21 protein-coding genes and 1 pseudogene are annotated in these 23,089 nt (G+C 37.1%); 8 read left to right on the top strand and 14 right to left on the bottom strand.

Features of this window, described 5'->3' with window-relative positions:
• Window positions 1-70 precede the first annotated feature (70 nt).
• The 5 genes from fbpB to MKX14_RS12825 form a co-directional block, all read right to left on the bottom strand.
• Window positions 71-1,780, bottom strand: coding sequence for a putative 2-aminoethylphosphonate ABC transporter permease subunit (gene fbpB / locus MKX14_RS12845; RefSeq protein ID WP_240282618.1), 1,710 nt, complete (start codon window positions 1,778-1,780; stop codon window positions 71-73).
• Complete coding sequence (locus tag MKX14_RS12840; RefSeq protein WP_240282617.1) at window positions 1,774-2,976, bottom strand: ABC transporter ATP-binding protein; 1,203 nt, start codon at window positions 2,974-2,976, stop codon at window positions 1,774-1,776. The genes fbpB and MKX14_RS12840 overlap by 7 nt, the downstream gene beginning before the upstream one ends.
• 22 nt (window positions 2,977-2,998) lie before the next feature.
• Window positions 2,999-4,036, bottom strand: coding sequence for a putative 2-aminoethylphosphonate ABC transporter substrate-binding protein (locus MKX14_RS12835; RefSeq protein ID WP_240282616.1), 1,038 nt, complete (start codon window positions 4,034-4,036; stop codon window positions 2,999-3,001).
• 91 nt (window positions 4,037-4,127) lie between these two features.
• Window positions 4,128-4,850: a UTRA domain-containing protein gene (gene yvoA, locus MKX14_RS12830; protein ID WP_032052979.1), complete on the bottom strand. Its 723-nt coding sequence runs from the start codon at window positions 4,848-4,850 to the stop codon at window positions 4,128-4,130.
• A 349-nt stretch (window positions 4,851-5,199) separates the two neighbouring features.
• Window positions 5,200-5,406 carry a hypothetical protein gene (locus MKX14_RS12825; RefSeq protein ID WP_240282615.1) on the bottom strand — a complete coding sequence of 69 codons (207 nt, stop codon included), beginning with the start codon at window positions 5,404-5,406 and terminating at the stop codon, window positions 5,200-5,202.
• Between the two features lie 1,177 nt (window positions 5,407-6,583).
• On the opposite strand from MKX14_RS12825, the gene alr reads away from it, so the two are divergent.
• Entirely contained in the window at window positions 6,584-7,876 is a 1,293-nt protein-coding gene (gene alr, locus MKX14_RS12820; protein WP_240282614.1) for an alanine racemase, read from the top strand.
• A 148-nt stretch (window positions 7,877-8,024) separates the two neighbouring features.
• On the opposite strand, the gene pobA is transcribed toward alr, so the two are convergent.
• Entirely contained in the window at window positions 8,025-9,239 is a 1,215-nt protein-coding gene (gene pobA / locus MKX14_RS12815) for a 4-hydroxybenzoate 3-monooxygenase (protein ID WP_002114537.1), read from the bottom strand.
• Between the two features lie 141 nt (window positions 9,240-9,380).
• Between pobA and pobR the strand changes: the two genes are divergently transcribed.
• Window positions 9,381-10,196 carry an IclR family transcriptional regulator PobR gene (gene pobR, locus MKX14_RS12810; RefSeq protein ID WP_240282613.1) on the top strand — a complete coding sequence of 272 codons (816 nt, stop codon included), beginning with the start codon at window positions 9,381-9,383 and terminating at the stop codon, window positions 10,194-10,196.
• A gap of 164 nt (window positions 10,197-10,360) precedes the next feature.
• On the opposite strand, the gene MKX14_RS12805 is transcribed toward pobR, so the two are convergent.
• Both MKX14_RS12805 and MKX14_RS12800 read right to left on the bottom strand, forming a co-directional pair.
• Window positions 10,361-11,005 carry a glutathione S-transferase family protein gene (locus MKX14_RS12805; protein WP_033850306.1) on the bottom strand — a complete coding sequence of 215 codons (645 nt, stop codon included), beginning with the start codon at window positions 11,003-11,005 and terminating at the stop codon, window positions 10,361-10,363.
• A gap of 104 nt (window positions 11,006-11,109) precedes the next feature.
• The gene (locus MKX14_RS12800; protein ID WP_240282612.1) at window positions 11,110-11,667 is read right to left on the bottom strand and encodes a TetR/AcrR family transcriptional regulator; all 558 of its coding nucleotides are present in this window, start codon (window positions 11,665-11,667) and stop codon (window positions 11,110-11,112) included.
• 651 nt (window positions 11,668-12,318) lie between these two features.
• Here MKX14_RS12800 and MKX14_RS12795 point away from each other — a divergent pair.
• From MKX14_RS12795 to MKX14_RS12770, 6 genes and pseudogenes are all read left to right on the top strand, one after another.
• Window positions 12,319-12,560 (top strand): annotated as a pseudogene (locus tag MKX14_RS12795) (hypothetical protein).
• Between the two features lie 376 nt (window positions 12,561-12,936).
• Entirely contained in the window at window positions 12,937-13,218 is a 282-nt protein-coding gene (locus tag MKX14_RS12790; RefSeq protein ID WP_013198395.1) for a hypothetical protein, read from the top strand.
• Between the two features lie 80 nt (window positions 13,219-13,298).
• Window positions 13,299-14,042: an SAM-dependent methyltransferase gene (locus tag MKX14_RS12785; RefSeq protein ID WP_240282611.1), complete on the top strand. Its 744-nt coding sequence runs from the start codon at window positions 13,299-13,301 to the stop codon at window positions 14,040-14,042.
• 1 nt (window position 14,043) lies between these two features.
• Entirely contained in the window at window positions 14,044-14,754 is a 711-nt protein-coding gene (locus MKX14_RS12780; protein WP_046812391.1) for a phytanoyl-CoA dioxygenase family protein, read from the top strand.
• 1 nt (window position 14,755) lies between these two features.
• Entirely contained in the window at window positions 14,756-15,439 is a 684-nt protein-coding gene (locus MKX14_RS12775; protein WP_240282610.1) for a hypothetical protein, read from the top strand.
• A 1-nt stretch (window position 15,440) separates the two neighbouring features.
• Window positions 15,441-16,679 carry an MFS transporter gene (locus MKX14_RS12770; protein ID WP_240282609.1) on the top strand — a complete coding sequence of 413 codons (1,239 nt, stop codon included), beginning with the start codon at window positions 15,441-15,443 and terminating at the stop codon, window positions 16,677-16,679.
• A 249-nt stretch (window positions 16,680-16,928) separates the two neighbouring features.
• Here the strand turns inward: MKX14_RS12770 and paaI are convergent, their stop codons facing one another.
• The 6 genes from paaI to paaH form a co-directional block, all read right to left on the bottom strand.
• Window positions 16,929-17,312 carry a PaaI family thioesterase gene (paaI, locus tag MKX14_RS12765; protein ID WP_240282608.1) on the bottom strand — a complete coding sequence of 128 codons (384 nt, stop codon included), beginning with the start codon at window positions 17,310-17,312 and terminating at the stop codon, window positions 16,929-16,931.
• A 75-nt stretch (window positions 17,313-17,387) separates the two neighbouring features.
• On the bottom strand, window positions 17,388-17,993 hold the full coding sequence (paaY, locus tag MKX14_RS12760) for a DapH/DapD/GlmU-related protein (RefSeq protein ID WP_240282607.1): 606 nt from the start codon (window positions 17,991-17,993) through the stop codon (window positions 17,388-17,390).
• The gene (paaX, locus tag MKX14_RS12755; protein ID WP_000062822.1) at window positions 17,980-18,945 is read right to left on the bottom strand and encodes a phenylacetic acid degradation operon negative regulatory protein PaaX; all 966 of its coding nucleotides are present in this window, start codon (window positions 18,943-18,945) and stop codon (window positions 17,980-17,982) included. Before paaX ends, paaY begins: the two co-directional genes overlap by 14 nt.
• A gap of 53 nt (window positions 18,946-18,998) precedes the next feature.
• Complete coding sequence (paaK, locus tag MKX14_RS12750) at window positions 18,999-20,288, bottom strand: phenylacetate--CoA ligase PaaK (protein ID WP_240282606.1); 1,290 nt, start codon at window positions 20,286-20,288, stop codon at window positions 18,999-19,001.
• A 40-nt stretch (window positions 20,289-20,328) separates the two neighbouring features.
• Entirely contained in the window at window positions 20,329-21,537 is a 1,209-nt protein-coding gene (gene pcaF / locus MKX14_RS12745) for a 3-oxoadipyl-CoA thiolase (RefSeq protein ID WP_240282605.1), read from the bottom strand.
• A 12-nt stretch (window positions 21,538-21,549) separates the two neighbouring features.
• Entirely contained in the window at window positions 21,550-23,088 is a 1,539-nt protein-coding gene (gene paaH, locus MKX14_RS12740) for a 3-hydroxyacyl-CoA dehydrogenase (RefSeq protein WP_240282604.1), read from the bottom strand.
• Window position 23,089: the final 1 nt, after the last annotated feature.

Below are 23,089 nucleotides of genomic sequence, written 5' to 3'. Positions count from 1 at the left end.
TAAACCCTTGCCTTGTTAAACAAAGCATTTCGTTTCAGTCGGTTAAATAAAAATTGTATTTAGCTAAAACTTAGTGAGAACTTTCACGCCATTGCTGACTTTTTGCCATAATTTTTCTGGTAAATAACCAGTGAATGAGTTTTACAACACATGAGGTGGTTAAAATCAAAATGCTCATCGCAACAGCGGGAACCGTGTCTCCCGCATCATCCATATTTAAAACAGCTACCGCAGCTAAACTGGTGTCTGGTGAATAGAGGAAAATCGCAGCCGACACAGTCGTCATGGCATTCACAAAAACATAGACCGATACATCGCATAGCGCAGGAAAACACATTGGCAAATACACTTTCCAAAAGGTTTTCCCCTTCGATGTTCCTAGAGTTTGTGCTGCCTGATCGAGCTGTAGCGGAATCTGTTTAATGGCATTGGTTAAAGTCAGGTGTGGGACGGTGTAATAATGCACGATGGTTGAAATCACCAAAATGGTCATGGTTCCATACAGCACATTTAAAGGGTTGCTTTGCTGGTTAAAAAACAAAATATAAGCAATACCTAGCACCAACCCTGGTACAGCAAGGGGTAATAAAACCAAAGCTTGCACATAGTTTTTAATGAGTGGGTGTGCCTTAAAACGTTCGGTTAATAGTGCCACCATAAAAATCAGTGCTGTTCCAAAAACCGTACTAAAGAGTGCCATACGAACCGAGTTAAAGTACGCTGCCCAACCGCCGCCATCGACATATTCAAAACTGTAATGTGCTAAGGTTAAAGACAAATCATAAGGCCAAGACTGAATGAATGAAGCCAGCACTGCCGTAAAGATAATTAGTAAAATCGCACCTGAAACCAACCCACAAAATAAGCTCAGAACGACTTCCAGTTTTTTATTCGATGCTGAAACATAAGGTTTAGCCTGAAAAGCTTGAAAACGTGCATGGCGTTTGCTTTGAATACGATCGAAAATGAATACAAAAACTGCTGGTAACAACAATAAGATGGAAATTACCGCACCCATGCTCATATTTTGCTGACCAATAATCTGTTTATAGACATCAAGTGCCATCATATTAAATGAACCGCCAATGACTTTCGGAATACCAAAATCGGTCAGCACATAAATAAAAGCCACTAGACTTGCGCTAATGAGTCCATAACGAATTGCAGGTAACGTGACATGATAATGCGTCTTCCAGATATTTTTGCCGAGCGACAAAGATGCCTCAATTAAACGCTGATCGACACTGCGAAAAGATACCATCATCAACATCAAAATTGCTGGAAATAGCCAAAAGCAATAACTGATTAAAATACCGATTGGACCATAAATTTGTATATCGCCCAGTAAAGGTTTAAACACACCTTGCTTACCAAACAAATAAACCAATGCCAAAGACGGTAAAAGTGACGGCGCTAAAATAGGTAAAAAAGCGACCACTTTAAAGAAGCCTTTGCCTTTTATATTTACATTGGTGAGTGCAAAAGCATAAATACTGGCAAGAAATACTGTAATGACAGTAGCAGCACAAGCAACCCACATCGAGTTAAATACAGAGCTGAGTAAAGCTGGACTTGCAAAATAATTATAAAAATTTTCAAGGCCAACAAGATTTTGATTTTCATCAAAAAATGCGGTTTCAAACAGCATCATTAAAGGAGCAATAATTGCTAAAGTCAAAGCGATTGCAACGCTTGCTAAAGCAATATTTGATCTTAATGAATATTCAGTTTTTCGACGCGGCTGTGTTTTTAAAACCGCTGAAGCAGCTTCATTTAACATAGTGCGTACCCTTGTTCGTCAAAGACATGAATGAGCTGATTAGGTACTTTTATAAACATGAGTTCTTGCAAAGATTTGAACTTGGTATTTTCAACTTCAATTTGCAAAAGGTGCTTTGCCTGCTCAATTCCATCAATATGAATAGTGCAAAACAAACGGCGTTTTGCGCCTAAAAACTCAGTGCTTAATACTTTAACTGGCAGATATAATGACTCTTTATCACTACCAAAATCATCAACCAACTCGACAGCTTCCGGTCTAAAACCAATGTTGTAGTTTTGCCCTGCTTTAAGTTTTTGCTGTTCCAAATTTAGAAGAATAAAACCTAAAACCTCGAGCTGATTGGCGACTAAACAAGTGGCAGTTAAAAAGTTCATGGTGCCAATAAACTTTGCAACGAATTGGGTTTGTGGCTTGTAATAAATATTGTGCGGCGTATCAATTTGCTCAATGACACCATGATTCATGACTACAACACGGTCAGAAATGCTTAATGCTTCTTCTTGATCGTGTGTGACCATAATGGTTGGCAAATTAAGCTGCGATTGAATCGAACGGATCTTTTGTCTAAGGTTCAGGCGTACCTGAGCATCAAGTGCAGACAATGGTTCATCCAACAGTAAAATATCAGGCTTCGGTGCAATTGCCCGAGCAAGCGCAACACGTTGCTGCTGCCCACCCGACAATTGATTTGGATATTTTTTAGCAATATCGGGTAATTCAATCAGTTCTAATAATTGCTGAACTCGTTGACTACGATGTGCCTTATCCCATTTCTTTTTGTCTAAGCCAAACGCAATATTTTCTTCAACATTTAAGTTTGGAAATAACGCATAGTTCTGAAACACAATGCCACAGTGACGCTTTTCAGCACTCAACAAAGTAATGTCTGCGCCCTTTTTTATAACCTTTCCATAATCAGGTTTTTCTAGACCCGCAATTATGCGTAGCAATGTGGTTTTACCGCATCCAGAAGGTCCCAAAAAGCTCACGAACTCGCCAGCTTTCAGGTCTAAATTAATATGCGTTAGGGCCTGAAAGTGTTGAAACTTTTTTTGGATATCCACCACTTCTAAAACCGAAGGGCCATGTTCAGGATATTTATAGGTCGTTAATGTCGACAATAAATGCCCTGCTAACTCGGCCTTTTGGTTTTGACCCAGCAGAGATGATTGCAATGACGAAGGAATTTGCATAATAAGGCCCTTATCCAAAAGATCACTTTTCAAAACGCTTTGACCATTCAGCCAAAATACGTTCACGCTGCTCTGCCGCCCAATAAAAATCATTTTTTACGAGCATTTGGGGAAGGTTTTTCGGGAAGTCCATGGTGGTATTTTCAATGCCTTTGTAGGCCACCATTGAAAAGTTATGGGCATAGGCTTCATTTGCCGCTTTGCTTACCGACCAATTTATAAATTTTTGTGCGCTACTTAATTTCTTGGTTCCTTTCACAATTGCTAAGGCTTCCATTTCCCAGCCTAAACCTTCAGTTGGATAAACTACTTCTAAAGGTGCACCCTCTGCTTTTAATTTAAAGGCTGGATAACCGAAGGAAATTCCAATTGGGATTTCGCCCTGCGCTGCCATCTTGCAAGGTTTTGAACCAGAGTGAGGATATTGTGAAATGTTTTTATCTAAAGCCTGCATATAGTCCCATGCCTGCTTTTCGCCCCAAATTTGCATCCAAGCCGTGACATCTAAATAGCCTGTGCCACTCGAAGCCGGATTTGGCATCACAATCAGGTTTTTATAAATGGGGTTGGTTAAATCTTTCCAAGTTTTTGGAATAGGTAGCTTACGTTTTTCTAATTCGACTTTATTGACACAAATTGCAGATTCCCATGCATCCATACCCGTCCAAGTCGGTACAGGTTTTTGACTTACAAATTCTGGTTTTAAATTTTGCACACCTTCAGGTTGGAAAGGCTCAAGCATGTCCTTTTTTTCCATGACCAGCAAACTGGTTAAAGCCACACCAAAAACCACGTCCGCTAGTGGGTTTTTCTGCTCTGCCAAAAGTTTAGCGGTGATCACCCCTGTTGAATCACGTACCCATTTTACTTTTAGCTCTGGATAGGCTTTGTGTAATTCCTCTTGGTACTGTTTGAGCTGGTCGGCTTCCACTGCCGTATAGACTGTAATTTCTTCTGAGTTTTTTGATGTTGCTGATGAACATCCCATTTGAATAGCGACCACCACACCTAAAACTGATGCAGTGCCGAGTTTGATTGTCTGTTGAACATACTGTTTCATCTGCAAACCATCGAATGCAATTATTTGATGATCGTATTTCAACAGCTTTATATGACAGTTTAATTAATCTGGTTTAAACCAGATTGTATTTTTATGCTCGCGCTTCGAAATGTAAATCTAAAACATCATGTAGCCAATATTCTTGGTCGACATCAGTAATTACGCCTTCTTCATTTCTGTTACTACGACGAATATATAAACCCAGTGCACCTACATTGACATGCAGTGCTTTGGCCTGCTGTTCCGATAAAGCGGTTGGATACAGATTAATGTCGGCTCTAGTGATATGGCAGTTATATTGATTTGCCATCAGTAAAGTAATCGATTGCTTAAGATCATGAGTTAAGAACTCAGGGAAAAACTCGGCGTTAACACGTAAATGCTCAACCAAAACAGGTCGTCCATTAATACAACGACGTCGCCAAACTGAATAAATCGGATGCCCTTTTTCAACTTTTAAATGCTTGGCATCCCAAGAAGTGGCCTGAGTCAGTTCACTCGAAATCACTTCTGTCGAAGGTTCATAGCCTTGTTCAATCACAAACTGATTAAAGTTTTTGGTAGATTGCGGGTGATAAATAATACGAGGAGAACGGACATACCAACCACGGCGATCTAAGCGATAAATCAAACCATCAGTTTCCAAAGCCAACAAAGCTTCACGTGCAGCAACACGAGTGGTTTGGAATTGTTCAGAAAGCACCCTTTCCGAAGGGAGTTTTGCGTGGGCTTTTAATACGCCAGATTCAATATCGTGGGCAATTGCATCGCGGATAGGAATATATTTAGGTATGCGAGCTTGGTCCTGTTCCATACAAACTTAGAATTTATAAATAAAGAAATTAATAGCAATATACTGAAAAAATGTGACAAAAGCTTTTATTAATGCTGATCTTTTAAGCAAAATACGTCCTATTCCCCGCTTTTTTCAATTCAGCTTTTCCATAAAAAATAGACCATGATAATAGTACGATCGTGATGAAAAGTAGAAATTCCAACAATACAAACTCACAACCCCGCTTGCGCTATGCTTAAAACAGCAATAGATAAGAACAAAAGCGGTGGAACATAATCAAACCATGATACTCTTTGTATAATAGTTTTTAATTTTCGCGCCATTGCTCCAACTGTCACATTCACACAAATACCTCCAAAATTAAAAATTAGCCCATATAAGAGAAAATGCAGCCAAGCAGGGTGAGAATCTGAAGGTACAAGAAGAAGACACCAAACTCTACCCCTGCTGCTGCCTTTAATCCTGCTTTTATTCCATATTTTGATGATTGATTCATTACATAAATCATAGCGGGGCCTGGTGATAGATTAATAATCAACACAGTTATAATAAAGGTTAAAAAATTATAATTCACACCTATTCTTCCATTAAGTATTTCTTAAAAATATAATTATTTAGAGAAACTTACTTAGAGTTCACCTTCATTAAAGAAGTTAATTTGACAATTTTAAATAAGAGAATTTTGGGGTATCCATCCATCTACTCATTAATAATTATTTATTAATATTTTCATAGATAAGCTTTATATTCTAACCACCAGACTTATCAAAAAGCTCATTATTTAATCTTCCAATAGATATAGGGATTCACTTAAAAGTTGATTTTTAGATATCGTTTACAATTAACTGATATCTACACTACTATCTTTCAGAATTAAAATATAATAATAAATAAAAACTTACAACCACATTCACAACTATAAAAAAACTATTTTTTCATTAAAGTTATTATATACTTATTATCTTTATTAAAACTAAAACACTTAAATACCGCATTAAATACACCTTAATATTTTGATCTTAATTTAGCCATAACAGTGGATAAAAAATTAGCTCAAACAAGGAAACTAAAGCCTTTAGTTGCATTGTCTCATGAAAAATTAAATCTCAATTTTAATATCTAATGTCAGGTAATTATTTATTTTGGCTAACAAATATTTTATTTAAAAAAATTAAATTAATTTATTAGTAATTTTTAAAAATAAATATTTTACTTAAAAATTGAGCAATTGTGTTATAGCACTCTAAAATTATTTTATTTTTATAAATCTACATATTCAAAAGACCAAGAAAAATTTTATCAAAAAAAATATTAATTTACAGATATTTAGTCAACAATCCACCAAATATCAAATGATAATAAATATCATCTACAAAGTATAATAGACTAAATTCCAACCATAATAAAACTCTATATTTTTTAAAAAATCATAATTTTTATAGAATTAAATAAAAAACAATAGGTACAATTAGATTAAAAAAATAACACTTAGAAAATATAGTAAATTTTTCTATTGTTTTTTTACGAATGTATATTTAGATTTAATTAATATGATTTAAATCATGACAATATTTTTTAATAAAATTAAGGTGGCTTTAGGCTCGCTTAATACTTCTCATAATATTTTAAGGAGGAAATATTATTACGAAAAAATATGTAATTTCGCAAAGCAAATTAATTGTATTGCTGTAATTAATCATAGAAATATACCGAAAGGTAAAATATATTCAATCAGGAACGATTAAAAACTCATGAAACTTAAAACAAAATTTACTCATCTCGCTTATAGCTGTGCATTAATATTATTCGGTTCGGTGCAATTTGCTCATGCAGCTCCCTTACTTACTCCCCATGTTACAAATGAAGTAAGCCCTGCTCCTACAGCCAATGCATGGATAGAAATTGATACTCAAGCTTTTGAAGATAATATTAAAAAGACAAATCAGTTACTTAATGGCAAAACACAACTTTGTATAGTCATGAAAGCTAACGCATACGGCCATAGTATTGATCTACTGATGCCAAGTGTTATGAAGTTAAACGTATCTTGTATTGGGATTACCAGTAATGCTGAAGCGGCTATGGTGCGTAAGCATGGCTATAAAGGCAAAATTACACGTTTACGTACCGCCACAGATAGTGAAATTATCAATGCACAGGCTTTAAATATTGAAGAGCTTTTAGGTAATTATGACCAAGCTGCCCGTATGTCTAAGTGGGCAGAAGCGAACAATACAACTGTTCATTACAGCTTGGCTTTAAATTCAGGCGGTATGGATCGTAATGGTCTTGAAATGTCTACGGCTCTAGGTAAAGAACAAGCTGTTGCGATCACCAAACTTCCCCATCTTAAAATTGACGGCATTATGACTCACTATGCCGTAGAAGATGAAAAATTTGTTCGTGAGCGTCTGGCGCAATTTAATGAACAAACCGCATGGTTGATTAAAAAAGCCAAACTTAATCGTAAAGAATTAACATTACATACAGCTAATTCATTTGCTACCGTAAACGTTCCTGAATCACATTTAGATATGGTTCGTGCAGGCGCAATTATATATGGAGATTTTCCTAATCACCCTGAATTTAAAGGTATGATGGCATTTAAAACACAAATTGCTGCAGTGAATAATTACCTGAAAGATTCAACTGTAGGTTATGACCAAACTTATACTTTAAAACGTGACTCTAGACTCGCAAATTTGCCTGTAGGTTATTCGGATGGCTACCGTCGTAGTTTTAGTAATAAAGCTTTTGTATTAATCAATGGACAAAAAGCGCCAGTGGTGGGTCGAGTATCAATGAATACTGTTATGGTTGATGTAACAGATATTCCAGAGGCCAAAGCAGGTGATGAAGTTGTATTATTTGGTCGTCAAGGCAATGCAGAAGTTAAAACGAGTGATTTAACCAGTCTTACAGGTCATATTTTGACAGAAGCCTATATCCCGTGGAGTAACTCTAATCAACAAGTGGTTAAGCCCCTTCTATCTCAGCAACAAGTAATATTAACCAATAAAAAAGTTACGGCAACCGCTGAATAAACTTTAGATGAATTGATAGGTAGCCCTATATTTTGAAAAGTATCGGGCTACTTTTAGCCAAATCACATCTTTTAAGCGATCTTATTCCAGCCAGTTTTTTATATAAAAAAAGGACATTTGCATGCCCTTTTTATTTCTTATCTAGCCTTTAGCTTGCGTGCTTAAAACTATCAATTTGCTTAATCTCATAAGGCAAACCGACATAGTTTTCAGCCAATGTGGTTTTACCTGCAATCGAGCCAAGCACATAACTTAACTCAGCTTGTTTAATCTTGTGATCAAACTCACTTTCAGTTTCAAAACGATGCAATAAATGGGTCATCCACCAAGAAAAACGCTCCGCTTTCCATACACGTTGTAGGCATTTTTCAGAGTATTCATTTATACCTTGCTCGGAACCTTCAACATAATATTCAACTAGCGCACTTGATAAATAAGCAATATCAGAAGCAGCGAGGTTTAAGCCTTTTGCTCCTGTCGGTGGAACAATATGCGCAGCATCACCTGCTAAAAATAGTTTTCCGAAACGCATTGGCTCGGTCACAAAGCTACGTAACGGCGCAATACTTTTTTCAATAGAAGGTCCGGTTACTAACTTTTCACGGCTTTCAGGATCTAAGCGATTTTTTAACTCATCCCAGAACTTTTCGTCCGACCAATCTTCGACGTGATCTGTTAAAGGAACTTGTAAATAGTAACGGCTACGTGTTTCTGAACGCATACTACATAAAGCAAATCCACGTTCAGACTGTACGTAAATGAGTTCATCCGCTACAGGTGGAACGTCTGCCAACACCCCTAACCAGCCAAACGGATAAACTTTTTCAAAGGTCTTAATTTTATCTTCTGGCACGCTGGCACGGCAGACACCATGGTAGCCATCACAACCAGCAATAAAGTCACACTGAATTTGAAAGGCTTTACCTTGGTACTCAAACTCAACTTTTGGCGCAGTGTAAAAATCTTTCACTTGTACATTTTGAGCTTCATAAAATGAAGTGAGCTGCTCTGCTTCACGCGCAGTCATTAAATCTTTGGTGACTTCGGTCTGACCATATACGGTCACTTGTTTGCCACCCGTGAGTGCAGCCAAATCAACGCGATGCAATTCACCGTTGGTTAAGATTTCAATGCCCGAATGCGGCAATCCTTTGTCTTTTAAATTTTGGTCAACACCCGCTTGTTTCAGTAAGTCGACCGAAACCTGCTCTAAAATTCCTGCACGAATCCGTGAAGCCACATATTCAGCACTACGTTGCTCAACAATAATATGGTCGATGCCAGCTTTATATAGAAGTTGCCCAAGCAATAACCCTGCTGGTCCAGAACCAATAATTGCAACCTGTGTCTTTAAAATATCCATAACTTCATCCTTGTTTCATCCTGACTTTTAAATTACTGGCTTTAAGTTTTGTGCACTATGTATCCAAGACGAAAATAACCGTTTATCATTTAGTTTGTCCGAATAGCGGACAGAAACAACCAAAATAACAGGAATGAAAGGATGCCTTCTCTCGATGCTTTTTTAGAGCACCCAAACTCGCATGAGAAAATTCGTCAAGAAGACTACATTGCAGGGTTAGCAAAAGGCTTGGCTTTACTCGAAGCTTTTGGAACGGATCGCCAGCGGCTTAATGTCACTCAAGTAGCCGAGCGAACAGGCATTAGTCGTACAGCGGCAAGGCGTTATCTAAAAACTTTAAAATACTTAGGTTATTTAGAAACCGATGAACATTACTTTTGGCTCACTCATCGCGTGCTGCGCTTTTCGAGTTCTTATTTAAGCTCTGCGCACCTGCCTAAAGTTGCTCAATCATTTCTAAATCTTTTGTGTGCGCAGACATCTCTAACTTTTTCGATTGTGGTTCTGGACGATAACGAAGTGGTGCCAATTGCCCGTAGTTATTTACCGCAGCAAGATAATTTACGTGTTAGCCCTTATGGTATGCATTTAGGAAACCGTCTCCCTGCCCATGCCACGTCTACAGGTAAAGTATTGCTGGCAGCACTACCTGAAGAAGCTCAGCATACTTGGGTAAAAAATTATGGTTTAAAACGCTTAACGCCTTTTACCATAGTAGATGAGTCAAAGTTTTTTGAAGTGCTTAAGGGTATTTCGTTATCGGATTATTGTCTTTCTAAAGAAGAACATGAACTTGGCGTGATTGCGATTGCAGTGCCCGTTTTTAACGCACAAGGTCAAGCCATAGCAGCGCTTAACTGTATGTCTCAAACCAACCGTGTACAAGAAGATTATTTAGTTCAGCAAATTTTGCCATTGCTGCGTAACACGGCAAATGAACTCAGAAATGTAGTTTAAATAGACTTAGAAACTCTTGTTATCAATTAGAGGTACAAGAGTTTCAAATCATAATTTTAAAACAACGGGGTCTTTAACTCGCTGGTTTAGCAGAACTCATGAAATAATGAATACGAGCCAATTGAGCAGCTAAACAATATTGGAAAAATGACTTACAGCAATTTTTAGGCATTGGTCTGTTGATGAAGATTTTGTTCAATAGACATGGCTTTTTTCCAGCTTTCTAGGTTTTCTAAACCTTTTACATATTGTTCAATATTGAGATATTTTGAACGAATATTTAAAGAATTAATTAGACCATAGACTACGAAACCAATCATAAAATCTGCACCCGTTAAGCAATCGCCTACTAAGAATTTTTTGCCTACTAATTGTTGATCTAAATATGAAAATACTTTATCCAACTCAGTCTGCGCATATTGATCTAAGAACTTTAATTGAGTGCCATTTTTTAACTCAATCGAATTAAAAATATTTAATAAATATGGAACCATAGCAGAACTTTCTGAAAAATGAACCCATTGTAAATAATCAAGATAACTGTCTGAATCTTTCGCGGGCATCAGTTGAGGAGCAAACTTTTCAATCAAAATTTCTACAATGGCACCTGATTCAGCAATTACTTTTCCATTAAGCTCAATCACAGGTGATTTTCCTAAAGGATGTATGTTTTTTAATTCTTGAGGTGCAAGATTTGTAGTTTTATCTCGGAAATAACTTTTTAATTCATATGGTTGATTAATTTCTTCAAGTAACCACAGAATGCGAAATGAGCGTGAAGCATTTAAATGATGAAGAATAATAGACATTAATTTTCTCTTTTAAACTAGAAGGTCAACAAAGTAAGGCCTAACTATATAGCTTGATAGACGACCGGTCTAATATTTTTTTATTATCAGCCCAGCATTTTACATCACCTACCTAAACTGCATAAAAAATAATCCAACATCCTTTCCCGCTCGATTGCCTCATCTGAGCTTAAAAGCTGAATAATTGCGCCTTCAATCATATATAAAAATAGTTTGGCGTCTTGAAAAGACGTTTCGGTTTTTAGTTTTATAAGCTGGCTATAGATTTCATGCAGCAGCCATGTGCGATATCTCACTGCGGTGATATAGGCTTTTGAATAGGTCAGTTTTGTCTCAAACATGGCTTTAAATAATAGGTAGTACATCCCCTCTACATCGGTGTGTAAGAAATAAAGCTGTTTGAGTTTATTGGCCGCGCTTGTATCTTGATCGTACCCTACAATTGAGACCACTTTTTCTTTTAATCGTTCTTTCTGGACGATCAAGCAGATTTCAATAAACCGTTCTTTTGAATGAAAGAAGTTATAAAAAGTCGCTTTAGTAATTGCACATTCTTTCACAATTCTATCTACCCCAACGGTATGAAAGCCACGATGGTGAAATAAATCAATCGACTTGTTGATGACTTGTATGGCACGGGAAGAAAGCACTAACTTTGGCATAGTTTTACCGTTATAAATTCTTGTTGTTTCTAAATGAGATAAAAAGCCTGTGCCCTTTTTGGGAGAAAAAAGGCACAGCAGAGCCGTAAAGACTGTGCTTGGCACATCTCAAGTTTGTTGTTGCTAAGTTTTAAGTAAAAATGACTTTAAGCCTGAAAACCTTGGGGCAATCAAGCTGCTTTAATTTTTAAGTTGTGTCGTTATAGCTTTTGGCATTGAGAGCCAAGAAATAATGGATGTGCAAAGCCAACTCCTTTTTATTGGGAGTTCTGCCGACATTAAAATTATGGTGGCAGAACGAAGGGGGTTCGCGGACTGGCCTTAAGACTCCAGCACACCCAAGGGTGTCCCCCTCCGTTCCACCATAGAGGGGGCACGAGGGTGTACACACTAAAAGTATAAAACCTTTAATGCTCCTAAGGGACGGTCCGCGACGACCGACTGGCAATGTGGCCAGCAGGCAAAGGATAGTGCCCTGTCCTATTGCAGTCAAGCACACAAAATGCCATTTGTTTTAAATTAAATCATTAGAAAAGTAAGGCTAAATAATGAAGGAGTTATTGTTAAGTGGGGGTATAGAGAACGGATTTTATATAGATATGTTAGTTTAGGTGGATAAATATAGAATAAAAAAAAATGGAAAGCGATGAAATGAAAATATCTTTATTAGATGTACAACAAGTATTCAATGGTCAATTAAATCATTCGAAAAAATGCTAAAGAATGGGTAAAAAGAGAATGAATACACTGGAAAACCAAGTCTTATTTTTTGAACATTTCATTAAAGAAGATCTTCTTTATAAACAGCAATATACTTAAGAAATATTGGATTGAAAATATTTTCTAACAAATATATTGAGGATGAGAATAGTATTAAAAAATATCCAGACTAGAATTAATAAAGTTTATTTACAGAAATATTATTTTTAAAATAATAATTTAGCTAATTATTTCGATAAGCTTTCAGCATCCTAAGATTTATAAACAATTAAAATGTTAGAAAATTACAATCTATAACAATAGACAGATTATTCCTCTTTCATCAATATGCACTAACTAGAGGCACAGATTTGATTAAATCATTAGAATGCATCTCTATAGTTCATGTTTAATTATAATCTATACATTCTCATTTAATTATTATTATATAAAAAAATATTTTTAAATTTAAAATTCAAGAAATTAATAATTTTTAATATTATCTGGTATGACTTTTGCTTTTTCATTAAGGCGGTACAACATAAAATTAATATATAAAGGAGACTAACCATGTCACTACATGTTAAGCCACTTACAAGCGAAGGAAAAATTCGAGTAGAAAATATTCTTCAGCAAGCAGCAAAAGATATTAAATTTCGTGAACTATTAACTGAGAATCCGAAGGAGGCATTAAAAAACTCAGGATTAACCGAGGAGGAAATTAGTGTTATTTCAACTATGCGACGTGTAGCACTAGAAGAATGGGGTATTGATGTACGTCCATTCCGCGGTTTCCTAAGAGATAACGGATTCAAAATAACGGAAATTATGAAATTAGAAGAAATTGCATAACATCATAATTAACCTAAAACTATACTTTGAAAGAGAACACTAAACTCTTTCAAAGTACAATTAAAATAAGGGGTTATAATTTGGCTACAAATATATATCTATTAGGATCAGGAATTTTAGGTTCTCTCCACCTTACAGAAGAAACAAAGCAGGCTCTTCAAATATCAAAACATATATTTGTTTTGAATCCTGACACTTCCTTAATTGAGGACTTTAAAGAAACATACTCCTCTGCTCAAGTACATGATATGGCTTATCTTTATAAAGATGAATTATATCGCCAAGATGTGTACAAAAAAATTTCTGAACTTATTATAGCAACTGCTAAAGATAATGGGCCTGTATCATTTATAGTACATGGGCATCCTCTGTTTTTAGTTAGCGCATCTGAGTATACCATTGATTTAGCTGAAGAAAACAATCTATCTGTAAAAATTTTACCAGGTATAAGCTCCTTCGACACATTAATGTGTGATCTTAAAATTGATTATGGCTATGCTTTACAGTTTTTTGATAGTACGACATTAATAAATCACAATTGGAGTTTGAATACTGAAGTACCACTTCTAATATTTCAATTAAGCACCACCAACAATAAAGAAATCATGCTAGGAGAAATTAATGGTTCTGCATTAACTCCTTTGAAAGAACATTTAATTAAATTTTACCCTGAAGAACATGAAGCTTATATCATACATTCTGCAACACAAATTTTAGAAATATCAGACATAAGGAAAATCAAGATTCAAGATATTACTAGCAAAGAAATTTTACTAAACAATAGACCTACTCTCTATATTCCACCAATAGATAAAGGGTTATAAAATGCTTTTTAATAATTTTTATAGTGATAATGATTTAAAAATTTACTCCAAAACACTTTTTTCCAGAGGTTGGGTCATTTTGCCTAATTTCTTATCTAGCAATCTAGTTGCCAATTTAATTGAAGAAGCTAGATTAATTAAAAAAGGCTTAGAATTGGGTATTCAATCAAACTCTATAACAGATGAAGAAGGTAATTTTTTAGTGATTAATTCACTATTTTCGAATAGTGAGTTTCTTTTTGATTTATCTAGAGATAAAGAAATAATGAATATCTCTGAGAGATTATTAAGTAAATCTGTAATTCCTATACATTGTGAATATTTCTGTAAACCTAAATTAGGTGCATATCCTACCCCTCCACATCAAGATCAAATTTTTTATCAAAGCCATTTTGATGATGAAATGGCTATAACATATTGGTGTCCATTAACTGATATTAATTTAGGCGATGGCGCACTAGAATATGCAAAAACAGATAACTTAATGGAGTTATTACCTCATATAGAATCTAATGCACGTGATTTTGGAATGGAGCTTAAAGATTCTTCAGAATATACTTTTGAACCAGTAATTTTAAGAAAAGGAGACTGCATAGTACATCATGCTTATGCTATTCACCGTAGTGGACAAAAGACTACTCTCCCAGCTCGGGAAGCCTTTGCATTTAACTATCGCTCATCTAGCTTTAGAGAAAATATGAAGGGGAAATGAAATGCCTGAAATCTTATGGGCATTTGATTGCCTAGAATCAAAAGAAATGGGGGCCTACCCACCCAGTAAAATTAAACTTGCATATGCAAATAGATTACAAAAAAAAGAAGATGATTTACCACGTGCAGTTGACCTTGGTAGAGAAGTTCATCCTTATGATTGTATTCCTATAGCAATCATAGCTAATTATGGTTTTAGTGTCCGCTGCCCTGGAAATGTTATTTTAGAGAGAAATGAAACGCCTTTAAAAGAAAGAATATTTTATGAAAGAAAATCTTCTTTTGGAAAAGCTTGTATTCAAGGAGATGAGTGGCCAAATAGTAATTCAGGTCTTATAGCTAGTTGGATATCCGGTTCTGAATACGTAAAAATCCAAACAGGTATTATAGTTTTTTTTCCTTTAGACTATTATCTTTATCAAGGACCAATTCCAAATGCATGTCTTACAAATAATCAGTTTGAAGTAATGGCAGGTATTGAACACGGCAATCAAACCCGACAAACTTACATAGACAATGATTTATACAATTATGCACATCTTAATATTATAGTTAGGCTCCCACCTCTTAATACAAAAATTACCATAGAAAAAGGTGAAGAAATTGCATGGTTTTTTCCTGTATTAAAAAGTACAAAATTAACGCTTAACAAACTAGATATAACAAAAATAAAAAAGGACTTTTAATTTGTTTAAAAAATTCAGTTCTAATTCTGCATGGACCCTCAAGGCATTTAGAATTATTTGGTCCTCTCAATCTATTGCTATGATAGGCATTGCTATTCACAATATAGCACTTCCTATCATAGCAATTCACTTATTACATGCGTCTGCAATAGAGGTCAGTTTAATATCCACTGCACGCTACTTACCTAATTTGCTATTTAGTATCAGTATAGGATCTTTTGTTGACCGCTCAGATAGAAAATTTATAGCAATATATGCTGAATTAACTAGATTCATTTTAGTTTTATCAATACCCATTTTATATACCTTTTATTTCATAAACATTCCATTTCTTATATTAATAGCTTTTTTAATTGGAATCGCTAGGATATTTTTTGAATTATCTCTTTCTTCATTATTTCCAATAGTCATTCCTCCCGATAAACGCCTTTCCGCCAACGCAAATCTACAGGTCATTTCATCTTTAGGTGAAATTAGTGGTCCAGGAGTAGCAGGCTTTATTATTAATATTATAGGTGCAACATCCTCATTATTAATTAATGCAGCAACTTTTTTCTTATCAGCTATATTTATAGCCAAGTTACCTATAGAAGCTAAAGATAGGAAAAGTAATATTTCCAACCAAAAAGAATCTTTTTTTGATGGCTTTCATGAACTTTTATCAAGACCTGTTTTAATGGGTATAATACTCGTTGGTGCGATATCAAATTTTGCATTTATGGCTGTACAATCTGTCTATTTCATAATAACTCTAAAATTATTTGGATTTAATACCTTAATTGCTTCCTCTTTATTAATTTTTAGTGGCATTGGATCATTAGTTGGAAATATTTCAGCTAGGTGGCTTCATAACTTTTTTAGTGTAAAGTTTCTAATGCTTTTCTCAATTATACTTATGATAATTGGGTCTACAATTATGTTATTTGCAAGAGGCCCTATTTGGATAACATCTACATTAATTTCAATTGGATATTTTCTATGGGGACTTTGTCTTGGTTTATTTAATATATATTCAGCGACTTATCGCCAAAAAATAGTACCACCCGAAGTCATGGGTAAGTTAGTAGGAGCTGCTAGAACATTAATTTATGGAGTAATGCCATTAGGTGCATTATCAGGAGGATTAATAGTAGATTTTTTTGGATCAAGATATGTATTTTTATTTAATTGCTTAATTAACTTAATTTCATTAGTAATTTTATACTTTAGTTTACGAAAAGTAGATAAAATCTTACTTTAAAGGAATTTTCATATACTCTATATTTTTACTTCATCTATTTTTAATCTAAAAAATAATTATATAAAACATATACTCTGCTTTTTGCAGAGTTTTTTAATACAGAAAAAGTTCTACTATTTAAAAACTTACGTCCGAAGACTTTTATATAGAAAATAAGCGAGTATTTATTTTTAATGGGCACGCATGGATTAGCTTGGTAAGCAATGCTAATCCAGAGTAAAAGTCCCATCCACTCTAACTAGCGGTATCTTACGGCGCAAGCCTATAACACGTAGATGTAAACAAAGCGACTCTATTATTCAAGCCGTCTGTTATCAAGACTTCATAATGCGCAAATTTTTTACTACTGCCAACCTTGGTTGCCGTTGCAAATAACACCTTGTCTTTCGTGCCGCTCATATAGCGAATATCCGCCTGTAAGCCAGTATATGGCGCATCACCTGCATTACAAGCCATCGCAAAAGCAATATCGGCTAAAGAAAATATGACACCGCCATGCACGCCGCCCAACGCATTCATGTGTTCGTCTTTTACATTAAGCTTGCAACGCGCTTCATCAAAACTGCGATGCAGCACTTGAACACCCAACAGCTCTGCGAATTGATCAACCGCAGTAGTTTCCATTTTTTGCACAAACGTCTCCCTACTCGTGCGAGTATTCCTTAAGTATTAAACCTATATGTATTGAAATCGGCTTATGAATAGCCTTTAAACGCTATCTTGTTTAATCTGATAGTTTGAAGAATTAAAGTCCTTATAGGTCAGGCGTTCATCTGACTCTGAGCTTAAAGGCTGAACCTCCTGCATTGAGTTTAAGCAGCGCTGTGCAAGTTCAATGTATTCTTGCGTGCCTCTGGTTTTCCATTTTTTTTCTTGTTCTGACAAATCACGTGCAACCTTGGCAGGACTTCCCATTGCCAGTACATTTGCCGGAATAATATCTTTAGTTTTGACCAGACTATTTGCGCCAATAATGGTGTTTTCACCAATTTCGGCATAGTCCAAAATTACGCTGTTCATGCCAACCAAAACATTTTTTCCAATGCGGCAACCATGCAAAATTGCCCCATGCCCAATGTGCCCCATTTCTTCAACTAAAGTCACGCTTTGCGGAAAACCATGTACGGTGCAGCTATCTTGTATATTGGCATTTTGCTTAATATGAATACGACCAAAATCGGCACGCAATGAAGCAAATGGCCCAACATATACACCCGCTTCAATAATCACATCACCAATTAAAACAGCGGTTGGATGTACAAAAGCTTCTGGGCTAACGACGGGAATAACACCGTCAATACTATAACAAGGCATGATTTAACCTCTCATTTGTCGCCACCAAACCTCCGAAACGACGCCAATAATGTGCTGTGGCATTTGGCATTGGTCCTTCTGCTGTTGCGGCAACAGACAAGAAGTATTCATCGGCAGGTTCAAATACTTTTTTATAAATGTTCATTGATAACGTTCGTGCACTAATCGCAGGCCAGTCAGTTGGCAACAACTCAAGCGGTAATGCTGGGTCTTTCAATAAAATCCGTCGATAATAATGAATCAGCAAAGTTCGAATTTGAAAGGCCTGAACAGGTTCGAGTTGTTCGTTTTCCTGCATCAGCAACACGCCAATTTCTCTAAAAATATCGAGAAACTGTAGGTATCTTTGCCGTAATTCATCGATTGGCCAGTTGGTTCTGAGCATACGACCAATGGTATCGACCGAATTATTAAAGAGCTGCAAAGTTTCGGCTTTAAACACCACCACTTGCTCACTCATATTTAAATCAACCAACAAGCGTTGCAGTTCAATACGGTTACAACCCGGATAAGCCATTAAGTTTGTCGAAATATTGGCAAACCCTAACCATTCGAGTTCTTTCTTTAGCAACGCTTTATTTTCAGTGTCGAGGCTAGACATTAGAATAAGATCCCAATAATGGTCCCACTCTTTCATCTGATCGTTATAAATGCGTTGCTCGGCTTGCAAATAGGTCGAACGGCTCGAATCGGTAATTCGATAAAAACTGGTTCTGCCGATTTTGTCTGAACATAACCAATCATTTTTAACTAAACGAAAAACAGAGGTTCTTACAGCGCGGTCATTAAAACCAAACAGCTCTAATAACTGAATCAGGCTTGCAAGACTAATGTTTCCACCCCGATGAAGTACTGAATCTCCAAAAATTGTCGAAATAAGCGAAGTTCCACTTAAGGTTTCATTCTTTACAACAGAATCAATTATTTGCTGTATTTTTGCACTCATACTCATGTCTTGGCGTTTAGTTTCAGGGTATAGATTCTATACCCTGAATGATCTTGATGTTAAGCAATCTGACGCATATCGATTACCCGCTTTGCCTTACCTTCCGAACGAGGTAAGGTCGCCTCTGTAACAACTTCTACAGTAACGCTAATCCCAATCATGGTTTTAATGCGTTTCATCAACTCCTGAGCAAGTTGATTGGCCTGTATAGTACAGTTATGACACATCTCTGTACGAATATGCAAAGTATCCATATGGCCTTTTTTAGTCACCAAAATTTCATAATTTGGAACTAAATGCGGAACTTGCAAAATTTGCTCTTCAATCTGAGTCGGGAAAACGTTCACGCCGCGAATAATCAGCATGTCGTCGCTACGGCCCACAATTTTATGCATTTTACGCATCGCCAGATTTTCACCCGGTAGTAAGCGGGTCAAATCACGGGTACGGTAACGAATAATCGGTAAGCCTTCTTTGGTAATGGTGGTAAAGACTAGCTCGCCAAGTTCGCCATCTTTACAGACTTCACCTGTTTCAGGGTTAATAATTTCTGGGTAGAAATGATCTTCCCAAATGGTTAATCCTTCGCCCTCACCTAAGCACTGCATGGCAACGCCCGGCCCCATCACCTCAGACAAACCATAAATATCGAGTGCTTTAATATTAAGGCGTTCTTCGATTTCACGGCGCAGTTCATTGGTCCACGGCTCGGCACCAAAAATACCGACTTTTAAAGACGTATTACGTGCAGTACCAAATTGTTGCTCGAGCTTTTCAATAATGCTCACGCAATACGATGGCGTAACCATAATTGCAGTAGGCTTAAAGTCTTGAATAAGCTGAACTTGCTTTTCAGTTTGCCCGCCAGACATTGGAATAACCGTCGCACCTAAACGCTCGGCACCATAATGTGCACCTAAACCACCTGTAAATAGTCCATAGCCATAAGCAACCTGAACCATATCTTTCGCGGTTAAACCTGCCATGCGTAAGCAACGCGCAACTATATCCGACCAAGTATTAATATCTTTTTGGGTATAACCCACGACTGTTGGTTTCCCCGTTGTGCCTGATGATGCATGTAAACGCACAATTTGCTCTTGCGGTACGGCAAACATCCCAAACGGATAGTTATCTCTTAAATCCTGTTTGGTGGTAAATGGAAACTTTGCCAAATCGTCTAAAGTCACGAAGTCATCAGGATGTACACCTGCTTCATCGAACTTTTTCTTATAGACCGGACTATTTTCATATACAAAAGTCAGGGTTTGTTTTAACCGTTTAGTTTGCAGCTCTCTAAGCTCTGCAAGTGTTAATTGCTCAACATTATCCGTTGTAAGGCTGTCCATCGCCTATCTCCTCATTATGTAATTTTTAAAACCGTCTAAATTAATTTAAGTTTTCCAAAATCAGTGCAACGCCTTGTCCAACACCTACACACATCGTGCAAAGTGCATAGCGTCCACCGCGTTTTTTTAGCTCACGTGTTACTGTAATTACTAAGCGAGTACCACTCATACCGAGCGGATGTCCGAGCGCAATCGCACCGCCATTTGGGTTAACGCGCTCATCGTCATCTTTTAAACCAAGTTCACGCATACAAGCCAATGATTGGGCTGCGAATGCTTCATTTAGTTCAATCACATCCATATGATCTAGCGTTAAACCTGTTTGCTTTAAAATCTTCTGCACAGCCGGAACAGGACCTATACCCATATATTTGGGTTCAACACCTGCACTTGCAATGCCAATTACGCGTGCTAAAGGTTTTAAACCATGTGTATTTGCAAATTCACGGTTGGTAATTAACACACACGCGGCACCGTCATTTACACCAGAGGCATTTCCGGCAGTCACCGAGCCGCCTTCTTTTTTAAATGGCGCTTTTAGTTTTGCGAGTGCTTCAAGTGTCGTTTCACGCGGATGTTCATCGCGATTAACAACGTTCACATTTTTCTTACGGTCTACAATCTCGACTGGCAAAATCTCGTCGTTAAAGAAACCGTTTTGCTGTGCAGCAGCCGTTTTTTGTTGGCTACGCAATGCAAACGCATCTTGGTCTTCACGACTAATCTGATATTTTTCAGCTACATTTTCGGCAGTTTCAGGCATGCTGTCGGTGCCGTATTGTGCTTTAAGTTGCTTATTGACAAAGCGCCAGCCAATGGTGGTGTCATAAATTTCAGGGGTACGGCTAAACGCTTCAGTCGGTTTAGCTTGTACAAATGGCGCACGGCTCATTGACTCAACACCACCTGCCAAAACGAATTGTGCTTCGCCTGCTTTAATTGAGCGTGCAGCAAGTCCCACCGCATCTAAACCTGACGCACACAAGCGATTGACCGTCATCGCTGGTACAGTATCAGGTAAGCCTGCCAAGAGTGTTGCCATACGTGCAACGTTACGGTTGTCTTCACCTGCTTGGTTAGCACATCCTAAAAACACTTCGTCTACCGTACTCCACGGCAAGTTCGGGTGTTTATCTTTTAAATATTTGATGGGCAATGCAGCTAAATCATCTGCACGTACTGCACTTAAGGCACCTGCATATCGTCCAATTGGGGTACGAATAAAATCGCAAATTAAAACGTCTTCCATGTTGACTCCTGATTATGCAAATTCGGTCATATCACGTGAATATTGAGTAGCAATGTTTTGAGTTTTCGCTACATATTGTTTGAGGTAGATACTCGCGCGATATTTTTCCTCTCCATACAGTGCATATAAGTTATTTAAAGTTTGGAGCACATAAGCGCCGCCCAATTGTGTCAACCACTGGTAAGGACCCTTAGGATAATTCACTCCATATTTCATGGCATTATCAATATCTTCCAGACTCGCAACACCATGTAAACTTACTTCGCAGGCTTCATTAATGAGTAAAGCGATGGTGCGCAAGGTTAACAGTGCAGGATGGTCTTTAATCCACATCACGCTCATACCAAACTGCGCAAAATAAGCCTCAACTTTAGCCAGATCACTTGCTTCACAAAGCTCGTTATGACTGAGTACTAAAGCCTCTGCTTGCTCAAAATCATGGTGCCAATCCATTAAAACCACTTTACGGCTTAAGTAATGAATATTGGCCGACTCACCTTGGCTTAAACGTAAGTCGATATCATCAATTTGAAGAATATTGTCGTCACTCACAGATCCGCTTTTTAAACTCAAACGCGTTAAAAATGCAGGTAGCTGAGACCAAGCACCTTTTAGCTGAATATGAGCATCGACTGGTTTGGCAGTCACAGCTTGAGGCTGGAATGTCTCGTACTGATTTTTTTCGTTATAACTATAAAAGCCTAGTTTTGACTTACGGCCCCAAGCACCTGCATCGACCAATTCTTTTTGAATTAAGCTTGGGCGGTAGCGCGGCTCGTAAAAAAACTCTTGGTAAACGCTTTGAGTCACTGAAAAGTTAACATCTTGTCCAATGAGGTCGGTAAGTTCACATGGCCCCATCGCAAAACCGCCACATTGCTTTAATGCATAGTCTAGCTGGTCATAGCTGGTAACTTGCTCTTGCAGTGCTCTAAAGCCTTCTGCATAAAACGGACGAGCAATTCGGTTAACAATAAAACCAGGAGTCGACTTAGTGAGTACTGGAATTTTTTTCCAATTCAACATCAAGTTTTTTAAAGCCAAACATAAGCTGTTTGGGGTTTTTAAGCCTTGTACAATTTCAACCAGTTTCATGACTGGTGCAGGGTTGAAGAAGTGTAATCCTACCACGCGCTCAGGGTGAGCAATGCCCGCCGAAATTGCAGTCACTGAAATTGAAGATGTATTACTTGCAAAAATGGTTTGCACACTACAAATTTCAGCGAGTTGTTTAAATAAAGACTGTTTAACTTCTTTTTTCTCAACGACTGCTTCAATCACCAAGTCGGCATCACGTAGTGCTTCAATTTGATTGACTACAGTTAAGCGCGCTAAGGCTTCATCAGCTTGCTGTTGGGTAAGCTTGCTCTTTTCAACCAACTTTTTAAATGTCTGCCCTAAACCTTGAACGGCTTGTTGCGCTTTTTGAGCGTCCAGATCATATAAAATAGTCGAGTGCCCATTAACAATGGCTAACTGGGCAATGCCGATGCCCATGGTGCCAGAACCAATGACGGCAATTCGGGCACGAGATAAGTCTAAATCTGTCATG

The organism is Acinetobacter pittii (genome assembly GCF_022449185.1).
Taxonomy (GTDB): domain Bacteria; phylum Pseudomonadota; class Gammaproteobacteria; order Pseudomonadales; family Moraxellaceae; genus Acinetobacter; species Acinetobacter pittii_I.
The sequence above is the reverse complement of the archived record's forward strand: the minus strand, read 5'-3'. Positions and strand labels throughout refer to the sequence as shown.